Raw genomic sequence first — 16737 nt, forward strand, 5'->3', positions numbered from 1 at the left:
GGACGCCGCCGGGCTCAGAGCCACTTCTTGTACTTGAACACTCCGTAGAGTCCGACCGCGAACGCCGCCATGGCGCCGATCGCGAGCGGGTACCCGAACGACCACTGCAGCTCCGGCATCCCCTCGAAGTTCATGCCGTAGACCGTGCCGACCAGCGTCGGGGCGAAGATGATCGCCGCCCACGAGGAGATCTTCTTGATCTCGTCGTTCTGCGCCAGCCCTGCCTCCGACTGCCGCCGGGCGACGAGGGCCGACTGCACCGTGAGCGCGTTCTCGAGGATCGCCCGGAACGAGTCGACCTTCTCCTGCACGCGGATGACGTGGTCGAGCACGTCGCGGAGCGAGCGCTGCAGCTCCTCGTCGATGCGGTACTTGTCGGATCCGCGGCGCAGCCACTGCAGCATCCCGGCGAGCGGGTGCACCGCGCGCTGGAAGTTGATGACCTCGCGCGACAGCTCGTAGATGCGCCGGGAGAGCGCGTCGTCGTCGCTGTCGCCGAAGAGCTGGTCCTCGATCTCGTCGATGTCGTTCTCGAGTCCGGCCACGATGGGCTCGTACTCGTCGACGACCTCGTCGAGGATCGCGTACAGCACCGCCTCGGGCCCCATCGCGAGCAGCTCGGGGTTCGCCTCCATGCGGCGGCGGACCGCGGCGAGATTCGGCGATTCCGCATGACGGATGGTCACGACGAAGTCCGGGCCGATGAAGAGGTGCAGCTCGCCGAACTCGATCGACTCCTCCTTGTCGCGGTAGCGCGCGGGGCGCAGCACGGCGAAGAGGGTGTCGCCGTAGCGCTCGACCTTCGACCGCTGGTGCCCCGAGAGCGCGTCCTCGACGGCGAGCGGATGCAGATCGAACTCCCGTGCGACCGATTCGACCTCCTGCGGGCTCGGTCGGTACAGGCCGATCCACGCGATGCCGCCCAGTGCGCCGAGGGCGCGCGAGGTCTGGTCGAGGTCGGTCAGGGTCTCCACGCGACGTCCGTGGACGTACACGCCGTTGTCGATGAGCGCCATGATGAGGCTCCGTTCTCGCAGGCGCACGCCCGGTTCAGTGGGAGGCGTGCGCAGGAATCGTCAAGGGGCGGAAGACGCCGCCGACGGCTGCGAGGCAGGACGGACGGATGCGGAGCGGATGCTGCTGCTCAACGCACGCGAACGGTCGAACGCGACGCAACGAAGGCGGCGTCGCTACTATCACCGGACATCGCCATCACCGCCTCTCGCGTTCTCAGGGGCCGAAGAGCCCGACGTGCCAGCATACTCCTGCATCCTGGAATGCTGGCCCCGGGGTCAGGATGCCGGGATGCCGACGAGTTCGGAGCTCTTCCGCCACAGCGCCTCGGCGAGGTCGGCGTCCTCGACCTGCGGGTTCACCTTCTTCGACAGCATCCGCTCGTCGTAGTACGCGCCCGAGAACCACGTCTCGTCGGGCGTGCCCTCGATGAACCAGCGCAGGATGCTGCCGCCCTCCTCGACGCCGGTGAGCAGGAAGCGCCCGAGAAAGCTTTGGTAGACCACGCGCATGACGCTCGACGAGTCGGCGGCGAAGTTCGTGCGCACGGTGCCCGGGTGGAAGGCCACGGCGCGGAGACCGTCGGCGTGGAACTTCGTGTGCAGGCTCTTGGTGAACAGGATGTTCGCGAGCTTGGCGTCTCCGTAGGCCTTGTTGGCGCTGAACTTCCGTGCGTTGTCGAGGTCGTCGACGTCGAGATGGCCGAAGAGGCGGTGGCCGACGCTCGACGTGTTGACGACCGCGCCACCGGTGCGCAGCAATGACGGCAGCAGCAGGTTCGTCAGCAGGAAAGGCGCGAGGTGGTTGACCTGGATGGTCTTCTCGTGGCCGTCGACGGTCGGGGTGCGGTCGCCGAAGATGCCACCGGCGTTGTTCGCGAGGACGTCGATGCCCCCGTCCCCGGTCAGGTCGATCAGGCGTGCGGCGAGCTCGCGCACGTCGTCCAGCCGCGCGAAGTCGGCGGTGAGGTGCTCGCCCCCCGACTCCTCGGCGACCGCGCGGGTCTTCTCCGGCGACCGACCGACGAGGATCAGCCGGTCGCCCGACGATGCGAGCTGCCGGGCGGCGGCGGCGCCGATCCCGTCGGAGGCACCGGTGATGACGATCGTCCTCATGATGCGACCCCGCTCAGCCGGCGAACGGGACGACGGGAAGGCCACGCACGCCGGGACGCACCGCGAACAGCGACCCCGCTTCGGTGCCGTGGTCAGGGTCGAGTCCCTGCGCCGAGGTGGTGATGTACAGGGTCTCGAGGTCGTCGCCGCCGAACGTGCAGGCGCTCACCTGCGGCACGGGCAGCTCGATGCGCGCGATCTGCGAGCCGTCGGCCGCATAGCCGTGCACGGCCCCGCCGCCCCACAGCGCGACCCAGACCGAGCCGTCCGCCGCGACGGTGAGGCCGTCGGGCTTGCCCTGCTCCTCGGGGATCGACACGAAGGTGCGTCGGCCGCGGAGGTCGCCGTCGGCGACGTCGAACACGTCCACGCGTCCGGTCGCGGTGTCGACGTAGTAGGCACGGGACCCGCCGGGGGCGAAGCCGATGCCGTTCGACACCTCGACGCGGGACAGCACATCGGTGGATGCGAGGTCGGCGCCGATCCGGAGGACGCGTCCGACCGCACCCGCATCGCCGAGCGCCATCGAGCCGGCCAGCAGTCGGCCGTGCGTGTCGACGGTGCCGTCGTTGAACCGCGCGGAGCCGAGATCGAAGGTCGCGGCGATGCGCGCCGGACCGTCGGCGGTGTCCGAGAGATGAAGGCTGCGTGCGCCGAAGGCGACGAACCCGCCCGTCGCGCGAGGGCGGAAGAACGCGGCGTACTCGTCGTCGAGGTGCAGGCGGTGGATGCCGTCGTCGCGCAGCGTCACGAGATCGGCGGCCTCGCCGTCGACCCAGCGGATGCCGCCCCAGGACGGCGACCACACCGGAGCTTCGGCGTGCACGCAGATCGGGCCGGTGAGGTTTTCGGGAGTCACAGGGTCTCGTCCTTCCGCAGCGGCATCCGCTCGGGTTCGGGGGCGGGTGGGGTGTCCGACGCGGCCGGCGCCGATGCGGCATCCGGAGCTGCCCCGGTCGTCGTGGAGGCGGCTCCGGTCGACGCCGGCAGCTCGCGGGCGACCTGCTTCTCGAGCACCTGCACGGCCTCGTCGCTCAGCAGGATCAGCCCGTCGAGCTCGTCGCGCACCCGCTTGTACGCGATGTTGCGCTCGGCCTGCGTCGCCGATTCGTCGACCGCGACCTTGAGAAGCTGCTGCGCGCGGTCGAGGCGCTTGCGCTCGGGCTCGGTGAAGGTCGAGTCGCGCAGCCGCCGGGCATCCTTCTCGGCGATCTCGAACGCGACCGCATACGCGCCGACCGCGTCGAGGTACTCCGACACCTGCTGCTCGGTGACCGCGCCGTCGGCGGTGGTCGGACGCAGAGCATCCGCGGTCCTTTTCGCCCGCAGGAAGGCGGCGACCAGCGGCTGCCGGCCGTCGCTCATCGCGGGGAACGCGATGAGCTTCGCGACGTCGAGCTCGTAGTCGAGCCAGCGGGCGGTGATCTCGTCGTGCTCGGCGAAGAGGCGCTCGAGCAGGGTGTTCGGGGCGACGGATGCCGTGGTGTCGACGATCGCCGGTCCCACGCGCTTTGCGTGACCGCGGGCCTCGAGCTGGGCGGTCTTGATCTCGGCCTTGACGCGCAGAGTCTCGAGTCGCCGTTCGTGGCGGCGCTTGGCCGCGCGCTCCCAGGACTTGGCCGCGCCGCCGGCGATTCCCATGATCGGGAAGACCAGCCACCAGTAGTTGCCGGCGAAGGCCCAGAAGCCCTGGATGAACTCGTCCATGATGTGATCAGCCTACTTGCGGGCCGGTCGACGCAGTCGACGACATCGGGCACGCGCACGGCGTCGGATCTGCAGGGGCGACACCCGGGCTGGCGGCGTCCGGCCCGGCGCGTCGCGCGCGGGGTCCGAAGCTGTGCCCGCGGAGAGATCGTGGGGGACAGGGTGCCGCGGGCCCGGGAGACTGCGGGTCAGCGGCCGAGCTTCTCCGCGCAGGCGACGCAGTGCGTCGCGAACGGGCGTACCTCGAGGCGCTCCGCAGGGATCGGCCGTCCGCAGCGCGCACAGATGCCGTAGGTGCCGGCATCCAGTCTCTCGATCGCGTCATCGACCTGACGGAGCTCGGATGCCGCCGCATCGGCCAAACCCGTCAGCCGTGACCATTCCGACGAGAGGGTGACGCCCTCGGGGTCGTGCTCGTCGTCGTCGTTCGACCCCTCGCGGTCGTGCATGAGCTCGGCGAGGGTGGCAGCCGTCGTCTCGACCCGGGTCTGCGCCTCCGCGCGCAGCCGCTCGAGGAGTGCCCGGGAGTCCGACGTCATCCGCACACTCTAGGCCAGGCTCGCGGTGTGTATGCCCGGGTCGCGGACACCCGGTCGGGCTCGCGGTGTGCATGCCCGGACTGCGGACACCCGGTCGGGCTCTTGGCCTGTATGCCCGGGGTCGCGGACACCCGGTCGGGCTCGCGGTGTGCATGCCCGAATTACGAGTGCAGGTCCGAAGCGCGGATATGGGCATGCACGAGCGATTCGGGCATGCGCCGGCATCCGATCGGCCGTGCGCCGTCACCGTCCGTTCATCCAGCGTTCCGTTTCGAGTACGGCGGTCTCGTAATTCCCCGACATCTTCACGAATTGGAATACCCGTGTTCTCGGAATTCCGGAACGCCTCCTCCCGAAAGGTCATCATGCGCCGCTTCACCCTGCCCGCCGTCGGCCTCCTCGGCCTCGCCGCCCTCGCCCTCACCGGCTGCCAGAGCCCGTCTGCCGAAGCCGAGGCGGCACCCGCCGACCCCGACGCCCCCCTCACGATCGCCACGATCCCCGTCGGCGAGGACCCCACCGCCGAGAACCCGATCGAGGTGTTCGCCGAACTGCTCGAAGAGGCCACCGGGCGCGACGTCGAGATCACCGACGTGCCCGACTACCTCAGCGTCGTCGAGGCGATCCGCGCCGATCACGTCGACATCGGCATCATGAGCGGCTTCCCGTCGGCGCTGGCCGTCAACACCGGCGAGGTCGACGCGCTCGTCGCGTTCCAGGGCGACGGCAAGCCCGTCTCAACGTGCGTCGTGCTGAACGACTCGCCGATCCAGGAGGTCGAGGACCTCGAGGGCAAGACCGTCGCGTTCGCCGACCAGGCGTCGAGCTCCGGCTACTTCATGCCGGTGTACATGCTGCACGAAGCGGGGCTGGAGCAGGGCACCGACTACGAGGCGATCTTCGCCGGCGGACACGAGGGCAGCTTCGCCGCGCTCGAGCAGGGCCAGGTGGATGCCGCATGCACCGCCGTCATGCTCACCGAGCTGGGTGCACCGATGTTCCCGTTCGCCGACGGCGAGTGGCGCGCGGTGGGCGAGAGCCCGGCCATGGACATCCAGGGCGCCGTGCTCGGACGCCAGTCGCTCGACGACGAGACGCGCACGCTCATCCAGGACGGCATCGCCGAAGTCTTCTCCCCTGAGAACGCCGAGCGTCTCGGAGCGTACGGTGCGTTCGCGGCATCCGAGCAGACCGTCGACCCGACGAGCGAGTCGTTCGCCTCGTTCGCCGAGATCGCCGCGGTCGCGGGCGTCGAGCTCAAGGACCTCAAGTGACGAACGCCGCACTGGCCGGGGCGGATGCCGCAGCATCCGCCCCGGCGTCCGCCCCCGACGGCCCTGCGGCGGACGGAGCCGCATCGGATGCCACGCGGCGGGTCGAGTCGCACCTCGTCGTCCCGACTTCCGACGGCGCGGGCCTCCCCGCAGCGGACTCGTCGGCCCGCATCTCCACGGCCGAACTCCGCCAGGCGCTCCCGCTCGTGACCGTGCGCGACCTCAGCGTCGCGTACGACACGACGACCGTGCTCGACGGCGTCGACCTCGACCTGTTCCCCGGTGAGATGGTCGCCCTGCTGGGCGCATCGGGCTCGGGCAAGTCGACGCTCATGCGCAGCCTCACCGGGTTCGCGCCGATCTCGTCGGGCTCGGTGCGGGTCGCGGGGCACGATGTCACGAACCTCGCGCGCGGCGAGCTGCGCACCCTGCGGTCGGATGTCGGTCAGGTCTTCCAGCAGTTCAACCTCATCCCGCGGCTGAGCGTGCTTACCAATGTGCTGACCGGCGTCCTGCACGGGGCAGGGCCGATCAACCTGGTCGGCGGATTCTCGAGCGCGCACCGTCGGCGTGCCCTCGAGCTGCTCGACCGCGTCGGCATCGCCCACAAGGCGAACGAGCCCGCGCGGTCGCTCTCGGGTGGACAGCAGCAGCGCGTCGCGATCGCCCGCGCGCTCATGCAGCAGCCCAAGGTCATCCTCGCCGACGAGCCGGTCGCATCGCTCGACCCGAAGCTCGCCGACTCCGTGCTCGAACTGCTGCGCGAGATCGCGACGCAGGACGGCATTCCGGTGTTGGTGAGCCTGCACGTGCTGCCTCTCGCGCTCGCACACAGCGACCGCATCATCGGCCTGCGGCACGGACGGATGCTGGTCGCCGGCGCCACTGCGCAGCTGGATGCCGCAGCCCTCGCCCCGCTGTACGACGACGAGGAGCACGACGATGACGCTCACTGATCCGCGGCCGACCGCCACCCGCCCGGCGCTCGACCCCACCGAGAGGTCGCTCCTGGAGCGCGCCTTCCGCATCCCCCGCACCCGGTTCCTGATCGGCCTGCCGATCGCCGCGCTCATCCTGCTGTGGTCGTTCAACGGCGCGGGCTTCGACTTCATCAAGCTCGGCGACGGCGCGGTCAACATGGGCGAGTTCCTGTCGCGACTCTTCCCGCCGGACTTCTCGAAGATCGGCACGATTCTCGCGCTGCTGCTCGAGACGTTCCAGATGGCCGTCGTCGGCACCGTGCTCGGCGCCGTGCTGTCGCTGCTCGTCGCATTCGGGGCCTCGTCGAACATCGCGCCGAAGTGGCTGTACTACCCGACCAGGTGGGTGATGAACATCATCCGCTCTGTGCCCGATCTCGTGTTCGCGCTCATGTTCGTCTCGGCCGTCGGACTCGGCCCGTTCGCCGGCATCCTGGCGATGACCCTCGGGTCGATCGGCTCGATCGGCAAGATCTTCGCCGAGGCCATGGAGCAGGTCGACAGGGGACCGGTCGTCGCCATGGAGGCCGTCGGCGCCTCGAAGCGTCAGGTCATCCAGTACGGCATCCTCCCGCAAGCCGCGCCCCTGCTCACCTCGTACACGCTGCTGCTGTTCGAGGGGAACGTGCGCGGCGCGACCATCCTCGGCCTCGTCGGCGCCGGCGGCATCGGCCTGGAGCTGACCACCGCCATGCGCATGTACGACTACGGCCACCTCAGCGCCATCATCATCTGCATCATCGTGCTCGTCACGCTGATCGACCAGGGCAGCGCCCTCATCCGAAGGAGAATCACATGACCATCGCCGACCCCGAACTCGTCCTCAGCGCACCCGTCAACCTGCGGGACCTGGGCGGCATCCCGATCGACGGCGGTGTGGTGCGCGAGGGGGTGGCGATCCGCACCGACGACCTCGCGTACGTCACGGCGGAGGTGGCGTCGGAGCTCGTCGCGGCCGGACTCACCGCCGTCATCGACCTGCGCTCGCCGCTGGAGGTCTCGGTCACCGGACGCGGACCGCTCGGCGAGTACCCGATCTCGTACCACCACCTGCCTCTCATCGCAGATGTCGGGGAGTCGATGGATCGCGATGCACCTGAGCTCAGCCACGACGCCATGGGGCGGATGTACCTGCGCATGGTCGAGGTCGCGGCGCCCCAGCTCGTGACGGCGCTGAACGTGATCGCGCACACCCCGGGCGCTGCGGCGTTCCACTGCGCGGCCGGCCGTGATCGCACGGGCGTTCTCGCGGCGATGCTGCTGCTCGCACTCGGAGCGGCGGATGACGACATCGTCGCCGACTACGCCCGCACGGGCGACAACATGGTGGCGATCATGGAGCGCACCGCTCCGGTGATGGGCGCGATGTGGAAGGCGCTCGGCTTCGACGCTGCGGCGATGTCGGCCACCTCCTCGCTGCTCGAGGGCTCGATGGAGGTGTCGATGCGCTCATTGCTCGACACGCTCCGCGCACAGCACGGCGACGCGCTCGCGCCGCTGCGGGCCGCAGGACTCTCGGATGCGACGATCGCGCGGCTGCGCGAGAGGGCGCTGGGCGCGTGACGGTCGTGGAACAGGATGCCGGGGCGGTGGCACGCCGCCGCCCCGGCCGTCCGCGTGATGAGGACATGGACGGGCAGATCATCGATGCCGCCCTCGCGATCATCGACGCGGGGCAGGACGTCACGGTGAGCGGCGTCGTCGCGCGGAGCGGCGTGAGTCGGGCGGCGCTGTACCGCCGCTGGCCGTCTCTCACGACGCTGATCGCGGCCGCGCTGGATGTCGGCCGCACGGTGCCGCCCGACTACCCCGACGGAGTCGACCTGCGCGAGGCGCTGATCGACGGCTTCGGACTCGGCGACGGCGGAGCGACGGTCTCGGTCGCAGCATCCGGGTACTCGGAGGAGCGGTTCCGGCAGCGCATCCGTCTGGTGATGTCGGATCGCGCCCTGCAGAAGGCGTACTGGCAGTCGCACGTCTCCCGTCGGCGTGTGCCGCTGGTGAATGCGCTGCGCACCGGAATCGCGCGGGGTGAGCTGCGCGCCGACCTCGACGCCGAGGCGTGCTTCGACGCGATCGCCGGAACCGCGTACTACCAGATCGTCGTGCGAGGCGACCGGATGGACGACCCGGCGGTCGCCGCGCGGCTGCGCGCGGCAGTGGACGTGATCTGGCGCGGGATGCTGGCCTGAGGTCATCCCCCTCCCGCGCCTCGGGTGTGCGCTGGTGCATGCCCGGGGCACCCGTGCATGCCGAGAACCCCCGCCTCGGCATGCATGGGTGATTTCGGCATGCACTGGGGACTTCGTCGGGCGTGCGGGATTCCGGCATGCGCGACGCGACTTCTCGTCGATCGGACCGTCCGGAATGAAGGAGATCACGGCGAACGAAGGAGGGAATCCGGGATTCCCTCCTTCATTCCGGGAGTTCTCCTTCGCAGGCGCTCTCTTTCGCGGGCGCTCTCCTCGGGGATGTTCTCCTCCGCGGGAGCTCCGACGCCCGACCTGTCAGTGCGTGTCGTGGTGCTTCTCGCGCGGCACGACCGTGATGGTGTCCGTCCGCACTCCGGGGTGGTCGCGCTCGAGCGCGGCGCCCTCCATGTCGACGTTCGGCAGGATGCGGTCGAGCCACTTCGGCAGCCACCAGGCCGAGCGGCCGAGCAGGTGCATGAGCGCCGGCATGAGCAGCATCCGCACGACGAAGGCGTCGAGCAGCACGCCGAAGGCGAGGCCGAAGCCGATCGATCGGATGATCGTCGACTCCGAGAAGATGAACCCGCCGAAGACCGACACCATGATGAGCGCTGCCGCGATGACGACCGAGCGGCCGGCGCGGAAGCCCTGCGCGACGGCGTCCCGCGCCGACGATCCGTGCACGTAGGCCTCGCGCATGCCGGAGGCGAGGAACAGCTGGTAGTCCATCGCGAGGCCGAACAGGATGCCGACGAGGATCACGGGCAGGAAGCTCAGGATGGGACCCGTGCTGTGCAGCCCGATGATCTCGGCGCCCCAGCCGAACTGGAACACCGCGACGATGAGGCCGTAGGTCGCGAACAGCGAGAGCACGAACCCGCCGGTGGCGATGATCGGCACGAGCAGCGAGCGGAACACCACGATCATGATGAGCAGCGACAGTCCGACCACGACCACGAGGTACAGCGGCAGGACGTCTGCCAGGGCCTCGGAGATGTCGATGTTGATCGCCGCCTGCCCGGCGACGCCGAGCGTGACGCCGCCGTCGAGCTGTGGCAGCGCGCGGATGTCCTGCACCAGCTTCTCGGTCGACGCGCTGTTCGGACCCTCGGCGGGGAGCACCTGGAAGGCGAGCAGGGTGTTGTCGTCGGATGCGGCGATCGGCGCGACCGCGACCACGTCGTCCTGATCGGCGATGGTCTGCGCGATCTCGACCTGGGTGGCCAGCAGATCGTCGTCGCTGACCGCGTCGTCGAGTGTCGCGGTGACGAGAAGCGGTCCGTTCGCACCCTCGCCGAACTGGTCGTCGACGGCGTGGAAGGCCCGGTAGCTGGTCGAGTCGGACGGCTCGCTCGCACCGTCGGGCAGGCCCAGGCGCATCGACATCGCGGGGATGGCGATCGCGAGGAGGCCGACGACGCTGATCAGGACGGTCGCGATCGCACGGATCGTCGACATCTGCCGCACGGGCTTGCCCGCGGCATGCGGCTGCCCGACCGTCGCGCGCGCCTTTCGGTTGAGCAGGCGCGTGCCGACGAGTCCGAGCACGGCCGGCGCGAGCGTGATCGCGACGAGCACGGCGACCGCGACGCAGACCGCGCCGACGGTTCCCATGAGTCCGAGGAACGGCACGCCGGTGACATTCAGCGCGAGCAGCGCGACGATGACCGTGGTTCCGGCGAACACGACGGCGGTGCCCGAGGTGCCGGTGGCGAGGCCGATGGATTCGCGCACCGGAACGCCGTTGAGCAGCTGCTTGCGGTGGCGGTTCACGATGAAGAGCGAGTAGTCGATGCCGACGGCGAGGCCGAGCATGACACCCAGCACGGGGGTGACGGATGCCATGTCGACGACGCCCGAGAAGGCCAGGGAGGCGGTCACACCGACTCCGACGCCCACGACGGCGGTCACGATGGGCAGCGCCGCGCCGATCAGCGAGCCCAGCATCACGATGAGGACGACCGCGGCGAAGGCGAGACCGATCGCCTCTCCGACGCCGAAGATCTCGGGGACGCCCTGCGCGATGTCGGTGCCGAAGTCGACGTCGACGCCGTCGATCGGAGAGGAGGCGAAGTGATCGATCGTGCCCTGCTTGACCTCTTCGGACAGCTCGAGCCGCGGGTCCTCGAACGAGACGTTGACGATCGCCGTCGACCCGTCTTCAGACACGACGCCGATGCCGTCGGCGAGACCGAGCAGCGTCGACCCGAGCTCGATCTGCTCGGAGTTCGCGTCGAGCTCGTCCCGGCCCTCGTCGATGGTCGTCTGCTGGGCGTCGAGCTGGGCGAGCTGGGCGTTGAGACCGGCCAGCTGCGCGTCCAGCGCGGCCAGCTGCGCCGACCCGACTCCGGCGGACTCGGCCTGCGCGCGGGCGGCGGTCAGCTGATCGAGACCGGCATCCAGCTGCGCCCTGCCGGCGTCGAGCTGCGCCTGCCCGGCATCCAGCTGCGTCCGTCCCGCGTCGAGCTGCTGCTCGCCGTCGGCCAGCTGCTGCGCCTGGTCGTCCTGCTGCTGCTGCGCGTCGAACGGGTCGACCACCGAGGCCACGCCGTCGAGGTCCTCAGCGCTGGACGCGAGCGCCGAGATCTCTGCCTTCTGCTCGTCGGTGAAGGCTGAGCCGTCGGTCGTCCGATAGACCACCGTCCCGGTGCCGCCGGCGGTGTCGGGGAGCTTCTCGGCCAGCTGGTCGGTGACCGCACCCGACGCAGTACCGGGGATGTCGAAGCTGTTGCTCAGCGTGCCCCCGAGGGTGAGGAAGGCGGCGACGCCGAGGCCGAGGATGACGACCCAGGACACGATCACCGTCCACGCCCTGCGCGCGGCCAAGGAACCCAGACGGTACAGCAGTGAAGCCAAGAGAATCTCCTTCAGACGGATAGATCATACGGTGCGTATCGTCTAGGGATCTGTGGTTATCCTGAACAGGTGGTGAATGAGCATCGGAGCGGGCCCGTGCGGAGCACCGCCGCGCGCGAGGCGATCCTCGATGCGACCGCTCGCCTCTTCCACAATCAAGGCTATGACCGGCTCACGATCGAGGGCATTGCCAAAGAGGCGGGCGTAGGCAAGCAGACCATCTACCGGTGGTGGCCGTCGCGCGGAGCGCTGATCGGCGAGTGCCTGGCCGAGGGCCGGCTCATCCCCGTCGACTTCGACGTCCCCGACACCGGAGACCTCGCGGCCGACGTCGAGAGCTGGCTGCGCAGCGTGCTGTCGATCCTCGACGCTCCCGAGGGCGGCGTCCTGCTGCGCTCGCTCGTCGCGGCCGCGACCGAGGATGCCGGGGTCGGCGCGCATCTCGGCGAGAGCCTGGGCGTGGAGAAGTACCTGACGGCGCGTCTGCGCGGCGGCATCCGCGACGGACAGCTGCCGGACGACGCCCCCGTCGACCAGCTCGGTCGCTCGATCCTCGGCGCGATCATCGTGGAGTCGCTGGGGCGCGAGCACCACGACCCCGAGTCCATCGTCGGCCTGACTCGGTTCCTGTTCCGGCGCTGACGCCCGACTCGTCGGTCGGCACGGATGCCGTCGCGCCGCTCATCGCCGCGCCACTGCCGTGCCGCCGGTTCGCGCCTCTCGGCCCGACCGGTGTCCGTGGGCGAACGCCCCCGGATCGGCGCCCCGCCGTGCCCGACCTCGCACCGTGCCGATCTCGTTCACGGCGTCGTCGACGCGGCGCCTGCGTGACACGAGGACCAGCTCGGTGCCGCTGCCGCTCTCCTCCACCACGGTGCGGCGGCTCTCTTCGATGCGACTCATGACGCCGACCGCGAAGCCGCGGAGGAACCCGCTGCGCGCTCGCCGTCTCACACTCTCGCGATGGCCGACGAAGAGGGCGCGGTGCTCGACCCACCAGTCCCGCATCGCCACCATCGCCTGCACCTGCAGGCTGGCGGTCAGCGTCTGCACCTGCCGCACGTCGGACTCGTGGCCGATCAGATGCAGCGCGGCGATCGGAGGATGCTCGGCGAGAAGCGGCCGGACGACGCCGAACGCCGTGGCGACGCCGATGCCGATCTCCCGCAGGTCCTTCGCGTAGACGCCGGTGAACAGCATCCGCTCGTTCACGATCTGCTCCTGACCCTGGCCGAGACGCCCTCGTCGTTCATCGATCTGGGCCTGCTCGATCCCGTACTTCAGCATCAGACGCTCGGCGTGCTCGGACAGCGCCTCGGCCTCTTCGGGCGTCGTGCTCTCGGCTTTCGCCAGCAGCTTGGCGATCAGGTCGAGTTTGGCTTCGGTCATGGCATCCCCCTTGGATCTGTGATGCCGTGATCCTTCGCCGGGTCACCTACATTCCGAGCGGCTCGTACGGGGGCGGGGGATGGATCCGATTGCACCGGATGCTGTGCAGGAGAAGTGGCACGTGCGAGCCGGGCATCCGCCCCGGCCCCCTCGCCGGGCCCATCGCCGGGCACGGCTTCGGAGCCGGGCATCCGCTCCGGGCCCCCCGGGCACAGCTTCGGAGCCGGGAGCACGGCGCGCCGACGGTTGCCGACGATGGCCGGCGCGTCGCCTCCCGCATCCGAAGTTGTGCCCGGAAGGCCGTGCCCGGAAGGACCGTGCCCGGAAGGACCGTGCCCGGAAGGACGTGCCCGGAAGGACCGTGCCCGGAAGGACCGTGCCCGGAAGGCCGTGCCCGGAAGGACCGTGCCCGGAAGGACGTGCCCGGAAGGACCGTGCCCGGAAGGACCGTGCCCGGAAGGACCGTGCCCGGAAGGACTGTGCCCGGAAGGGCCGTGCCCGAGACCTCAGCCGAGCAGCAGCGTGATGACGGTCGCGCCGCCGCCACCGAGGATCAGCGCGACGATCACCGTCCAGGCGACGATGCGGAGGCGCCGATTGCGCTTCTCGCCGAGGTCGCCGTAGTCGTCGTCGGGCCGGCTCAGTTCGCTCATCGCTCTCGCCTCGCTTCGCTCGATCGGCGACCGGTCAGGCCACCGGCTCCGCGACGGTCGGGCCGAAGGCGGCGGGAAGGGTTGCCTGCGAGCGCTCGCGGATCTCGTCGATCGAGACCGTGAAGACGTCCTGCACCTCGAGGGTCGCGCCCTGCGAATCGGTCACGCCGATGCGGGCGACGGGGTAGTTCCGTCCCTCGCAGAGTCCGCGGAACTTGACGTCGTCCTCGCGGGGCACGGTGACGATGACGCGACCGGTCGACTCGGAGAACAGGGCGGATGCGGCATCCACGCCGTCGCGCTCGATGATCTCGTTCAGCCATACGCGCGCGCCGACGCCGAAGCGCGAGACGCCCTCGGCCAGGGCCTGCGCGAGGCCGCCCTCCGACACATCGTGCGCCGACGAGATCAGCCACTCGTCACGGGCCGCCGCCAGCAGACCCGCGAGGCGCTTCTCGCCGGCAAGGTCGACCTTCGGCGGCAGTCCGCCGAGGTGCTGGTGCACGGTCTCGGCCCACGCGGAGCCGGAGAGCTCGGTCGAGGTCGTGCCGAGCAGGTAGATGTTCTGACCCTCGTCCTGCCACCCCGAGGGGATGCGCCGCGAGACGTCGTCGATGATGCCGAGCACGCCGACGAGCGGGGTCGGGTGGATCGGCACGTCGCCGGTCTGGTTGTAGAACGAGACGTTGCCGCCGGTGACCGGGGTGCCGAGCTCGTAGCATCCGTCCGCGAGGCCGTCGACGGTCTGCCCGAACTGCCACATGACCTCGGGGTTCTCGGGGGAGCCGAAGTTCAGGCAGTCGGTGATCGCGGTGGGCACGGCGCCGGTGACGGCGACGTTGCGGTACGCCTCGGCAAGGGCCAGCTGCGCGCCCGCGTACGGGTCGAGCTGGCAGTAGCGGCCGTTGGCGTCGGTCGAGATCGCGAACCCGAGGCCCGACTCCTCGTCGACGCGGATCATGCCGGCGTCGTCGGGGAAGGCGAGGGCGGTGTTGCCGAGCACGTAGTAGTCGTACTGGTTGGTGATCCAGCGGGTGTCGGCGAGGTTCGGGCTCGCGACGAGGTTCAGGAACTGCTCGCGCAGCACCTCGGGGTCGTTCGAGCGCGGCAGGTTCTCCGCGGCATCCGCCTGGAGTGCGTCGATCCACGTCGGGTACGCGACCGGGCGGTCGTAGACCGGGCCGTCGACGGCGACGGTCGAGGGGTCGACGTCGACGATGCGCTCGCCCTGCCAGTCGATGATGAGGCGTCCGTCGCCCGTGACCTCGCCGAGCACGGAGGTCTCGACGTCCCACTTCTCGACGACCGCAAGGAAGGCGTCGAGCTTCTCGGGGGCGACGATCGCCATCATGCGCTCCTGCGACTCCGACATGAGGATCTCCTCGGCCGTGAGCGACGGGTCGCGCAGCAGCACGTTGTCGAGCGAGACCTTCATGCCGCTGTTGCCGTTGGCCGCGAGCTCGGAGGTGGCGCAGGAGATGCCGGCGGCGCCGAGGTCCTGGATGGCCTCGACGAGCTCGTCGCGGTACAGCTCGAGACAGCACTCGATGAGCACCTTCTCGGCGAACGGGTCACCGACCTGGACGGCGGGGCGCTTCGTGGGTCCGCCGTCGGCGAAGGTATCGGATGCCAGGATGCTGGCGCCGCCGATGCCGTCGCCGCCGGTGCGGGCGCCGAACAGCACGACCTTGTTGCCGACGCCCGTGGCGTTGGCGAGCTTGAGGTCCTCGTGACGGAGCACGCCGACCGCGAGCGCGTTGACGAGCGGGTTGGCCTGGTAGACGGAGTCGAAGACCGTCTCGCCGCCGATGTTCGGCAGGCCGAGGCAATTGCCGTAGAAGCTGATGCCGCTGGTCACGCCGTGCACGACGCGGGCGGTGTCGGGGTGGTCGATCGCGCCGAAGCGCAGCGCGTCCATGACCGCGACCGGGCGGGCGCCCATCGAGATGATGTCGCGGACGATGCCGCCGACACCGGTGGCCGCGCCCTGGAACGGCTCGATGAACGACGGGTGGTTGTGCGACTCGGCCTTGAAGGTGACGGCCCAGCCCTCGCCGACGTCGATGACGCCCGCGTTCTGGCCCATGCCGACCATGAGGCGTTCCTTCATCTCGTCGGAGACCTTCTGGCCGAAGCGGCGCAGGTAGTTCTTCGACGACTTGTACGAGCAGTGCTCCGACCACATGACCGAGTACATGGCCAGCTCGCCGGAGGTGGGGCGACGGCCCAGGATCTCCTTGATGCGGGCGTACTCGTCGTCCTTGAGGCCCAGCGCCGCGTAGGGCTGCTCCTTCTCCGGAGTCGCGATCGCGTTCTCGACGGAGTCGGGGACGTGCTTGTGGGCAGGTGCAGGGGCGGTGGTCACGCGCACTCCTAGGGAAGGGGCCGGCGGGGCGTCGTCCAGTCTACCGGGGGATGCCGGGGCCTCCGGCCGGGCGGCTCAGCCCTTGTCGCCCTTGCCGGAGTTGCCCGAGTTGCCCGAGTTCTCGGAGTTCCCTGAGATTCCGGAGTTGCCCGAGTTGCCCGAGTTCCCCGGGCTCTCGGCCTTGTCCGGCTTCCCGGAGTTCCCGGAGTTTCGGGAGTTCCCGGAGTTCCCGGAGTTCGCGGGATCCCCCGTGTCGTTCGGCTGCTGGTCGACCGCCGGTTCGAGCACGGGCTCGACGGGAGCGACCGGATCGGTGCCGGCCACATCGGTCACGACGCCGTCGGTGTCCGTCGGAGCGACGACCGTGCTGCGTGCCACCACGGAGGACGCCGCCTTCGTCGCCTCGACGCCCGAGCCGCCGGCGAAAGCCATTCCGGTCGCCGCGACACCGACGGCGGTCACGCCGACGAGGGCCGCCACCGTGGCGGCGAGTCGTCCCCGGCGCCCTCGGTGCGGCGCTGTCGTGGACGCGAGGACCGCGGTCGCGTCCGTGCGAGCGGATGCCGCCATTGCGGGGAAGGGCTGCGCCGGAACGGCCGCAGCGGCACCGGCGCCGGAGCGCGCCGGTGCGGCGGGGGTGGGAACCGCGGGGA

The 16737-nt window shown here is 70.1% G+C and carries 15 protein-coding genes and 1 pseudogene; 6 read left to right on the plus strand and 10 right to left on the minus strand.

Going from position 1 to position 16737, the window contains the following annotated elements; all coding sequences use genetic code 11:
• Positions 1-14: 14 nt before the first annotated feature.
• From A4X16_RS03460 to A4X16_RS03480, 5 genes are all read right to left on the minus strand, one after another.
• On the minus strand, positions 15-1016 hold the full coding sequence (locus tag A4X16_RS03460; RefSeq protein WP_067116376.1) for a magnesium and cobalt transport protein CorA: 1002 nt from the start codon (positions 1014-1016) through the stop codon (positions 15-17).
• 276 nt (positions 1017-1292) lie between these two features.
• The gene (locus A4X16_RS03465) at positions 1293-2129 is read right to left on the minus strand and encodes an SDR family NAD(P)-dependent oxidoreductase (RefSeq protein ID WP_067116379.1); all 837 of its coding nucleotides are present in this window, start codon (positions 2127-2129) and stop codon (positions 1293-1295) included.
• 13 nt (positions 2130-2142) lie between these two features.
• Positions 2143-2988, minus strand: coding sequence for an SMP-30/gluconolactonase/LRE family protein (locus A4X16_RS03470; RefSeq protein WP_067116383.1), 846 nt, complete (start codon positions 2986-2988; stop codon positions 2143-2145).
• Positions 2985-3836, minus strand: coding sequence for a hypothetical protein (locus A4X16_RS03475; protein ID WP_067116387.1), 852 nt, complete (start codon positions 3834-3836; stop codon positions 2985-2987). The genes A4X16_RS03470 and A4X16_RS03475 overlap by 4 nt, the downstream gene beginning before the upstream one ends.
• Before the next feature lie 188 nt (positions 3837-4024).
• Positions 4025-4375, minus strand: a complete 351-nt coding sequence (locus tag A4X16_RS03480; protein ID WP_067116391.1) for a TraR/DksA family transcriptional regulator — start codon at positions 4373-4375, stop codon at positions 4025-4027.
• A gap of 365 nt (positions 4376-4740) precedes the next feature.
• Here A4X16_RS03480 and phnD point away from each other — a divergent pair, with 365 nt between their 5' ends.
• From phnD to A4X16_RS03505, 5 genes are read left to right on the plus strand one after another with little or no spacing between them, the layout of a single operon-like run.
• Positions 4741-5649: a phosphate/phosphite/phosphonate ABC transporter substrate-binding protein gene (phnD, locus tag A4X16_RS03485; RefSeq protein ID WP_067116462.1), complete on the plus strand. Its 909-nt coding sequence runs from the start codon at positions 4741-4743 to the stop codon at positions 5647-5649.
• Positions 5646-6605: a phosphonate ABC transporter ATP-binding protein gene (locus A4X16_RS03490; protein ID WP_231880256.1), complete on the plus strand. Its 960-nt coding sequence runs from the start codon at positions 5646-5648 to the stop codon at positions 6603-6605. Before phnD ends, A4X16_RS03490 begins: the two co-directional genes overlap by 4 nt.
• Positions 6592-7428, plus strand: coding sequence for a phosphonate ABC transporter, permease protein PhnE (gene phnE, locus A4X16_RS03495; RefSeq protein ID WP_067116393.1), 837 nt, complete (start codon positions 6592-6594; stop codon positions 7426-7428). The genes A4X16_RS03490 and phnE overlap by 14 nt, the downstream gene beginning before the upstream one ends.
• On the plus strand, positions 7425-8192 hold the full coding sequence (locus tag A4X16_RS03500; RefSeq protein ID WP_067116396.1) for a tyrosine-protein phosphatase: 768 nt from the start codon (positions 7425-7427) through the stop codon (positions 8190-8192). The genes phnE and A4X16_RS03500 overlap by 4 nt, the downstream gene beginning before the upstream one ends.
• Positions 8189-8821, plus strand: a complete 633-nt coding sequence (locus A4X16_RS03505; protein WP_231880257.1) for a TetR/AcrR family transcriptional regulator — start codon at positions 8189-8191, stop codon at positions 8819-8821. The genes A4X16_RS03500 and A4X16_RS03505 overlap by 4 nt, the downstream gene beginning before the upstream one ends.
• A 315-nt stretch (positions 8822-9136) precedes the next feature.
• Here the strand turns inward: A4X16_RS03505 and A4X16_RS03510 are convergent, their stop codons facing one another.
• The gene (locus A4X16_RS03510; protein ID WP_067116403.1) at positions 9137-11677 is read right to left on the minus strand and encodes an MMPL family transporter; all 2541 of its coding nucleotides are present in this window, start codon (positions 11675-11677) and stop codon (positions 9137-9139) included.
• Between the two features lie 96 nt (positions 11678-11773).
• On the opposite strand from A4X16_RS03510, the gene A4X16_RS03515 reads away from it, so the two are divergent.
• Entirely contained in the window at positions 11774-12319 is a 546-nt protein-coding gene (locus tag A4X16_RS03515) for a TetR/AcrR family transcriptional regulator (RefSeq protein WP_231880258.1), read from the plus strand.
• 39 nt (positions 12320-12358) lie between these two features.
• Here A4X16_RS03515 and A4X16_RS03520 read toward each other — a convergent pair whose 3' ends face one another.
• From A4X16_RS03520 to A4X16_RS18005, 4 genes and pseudogenes are all read right to left on the minus strand, one after another.
• Positions 12359-13066, minus strand: a complete 708-nt coding sequence (locus A4X16_RS03520; protein ID WP_067116409.1) for a DUF2786 domain-containing protein — start codon at positions 13064-13066, stop codon at positions 12359-12361.
• Positions 13067-13572: 506 nt separating this feature from the next.
• Positions 13573-13719, minus strand: coding sequence for a hypothetical protein (locus A4X16_RS18000; protein ID WP_197491762.1), 147 nt, complete (start codon positions 13717-13719; stop codon positions 13573-13575).
• Between the two features lie 34 nt (positions 13720-13753).
• Complete coding sequence (gene purL, locus A4X16_RS03525) at positions 13754-16084, minus strand: phosphoribosylformylglycinamidine synthase subunit PurL (RefSeq protein WP_067116411.1); 2331 nt, start codon at positions 16082-16084, stop codon at positions 13754-13756.
• Between the two features lie 75 nt (positions 16085-16159).
• A pseudogene (locus A4X16_RS18005) lies at positions 16160-16737 on the minus strand (hypothetical protein); the annotation flags it as partial.

The organism is Microbacterium sp. H83, from assembly GCF_001650405.1.
Taxonomy (GTDB): domain Bacteria; phylum Actinomycetota; class Actinomycetes; order Actinomycetales; family Microbacteriaceae; genus Microbacterium.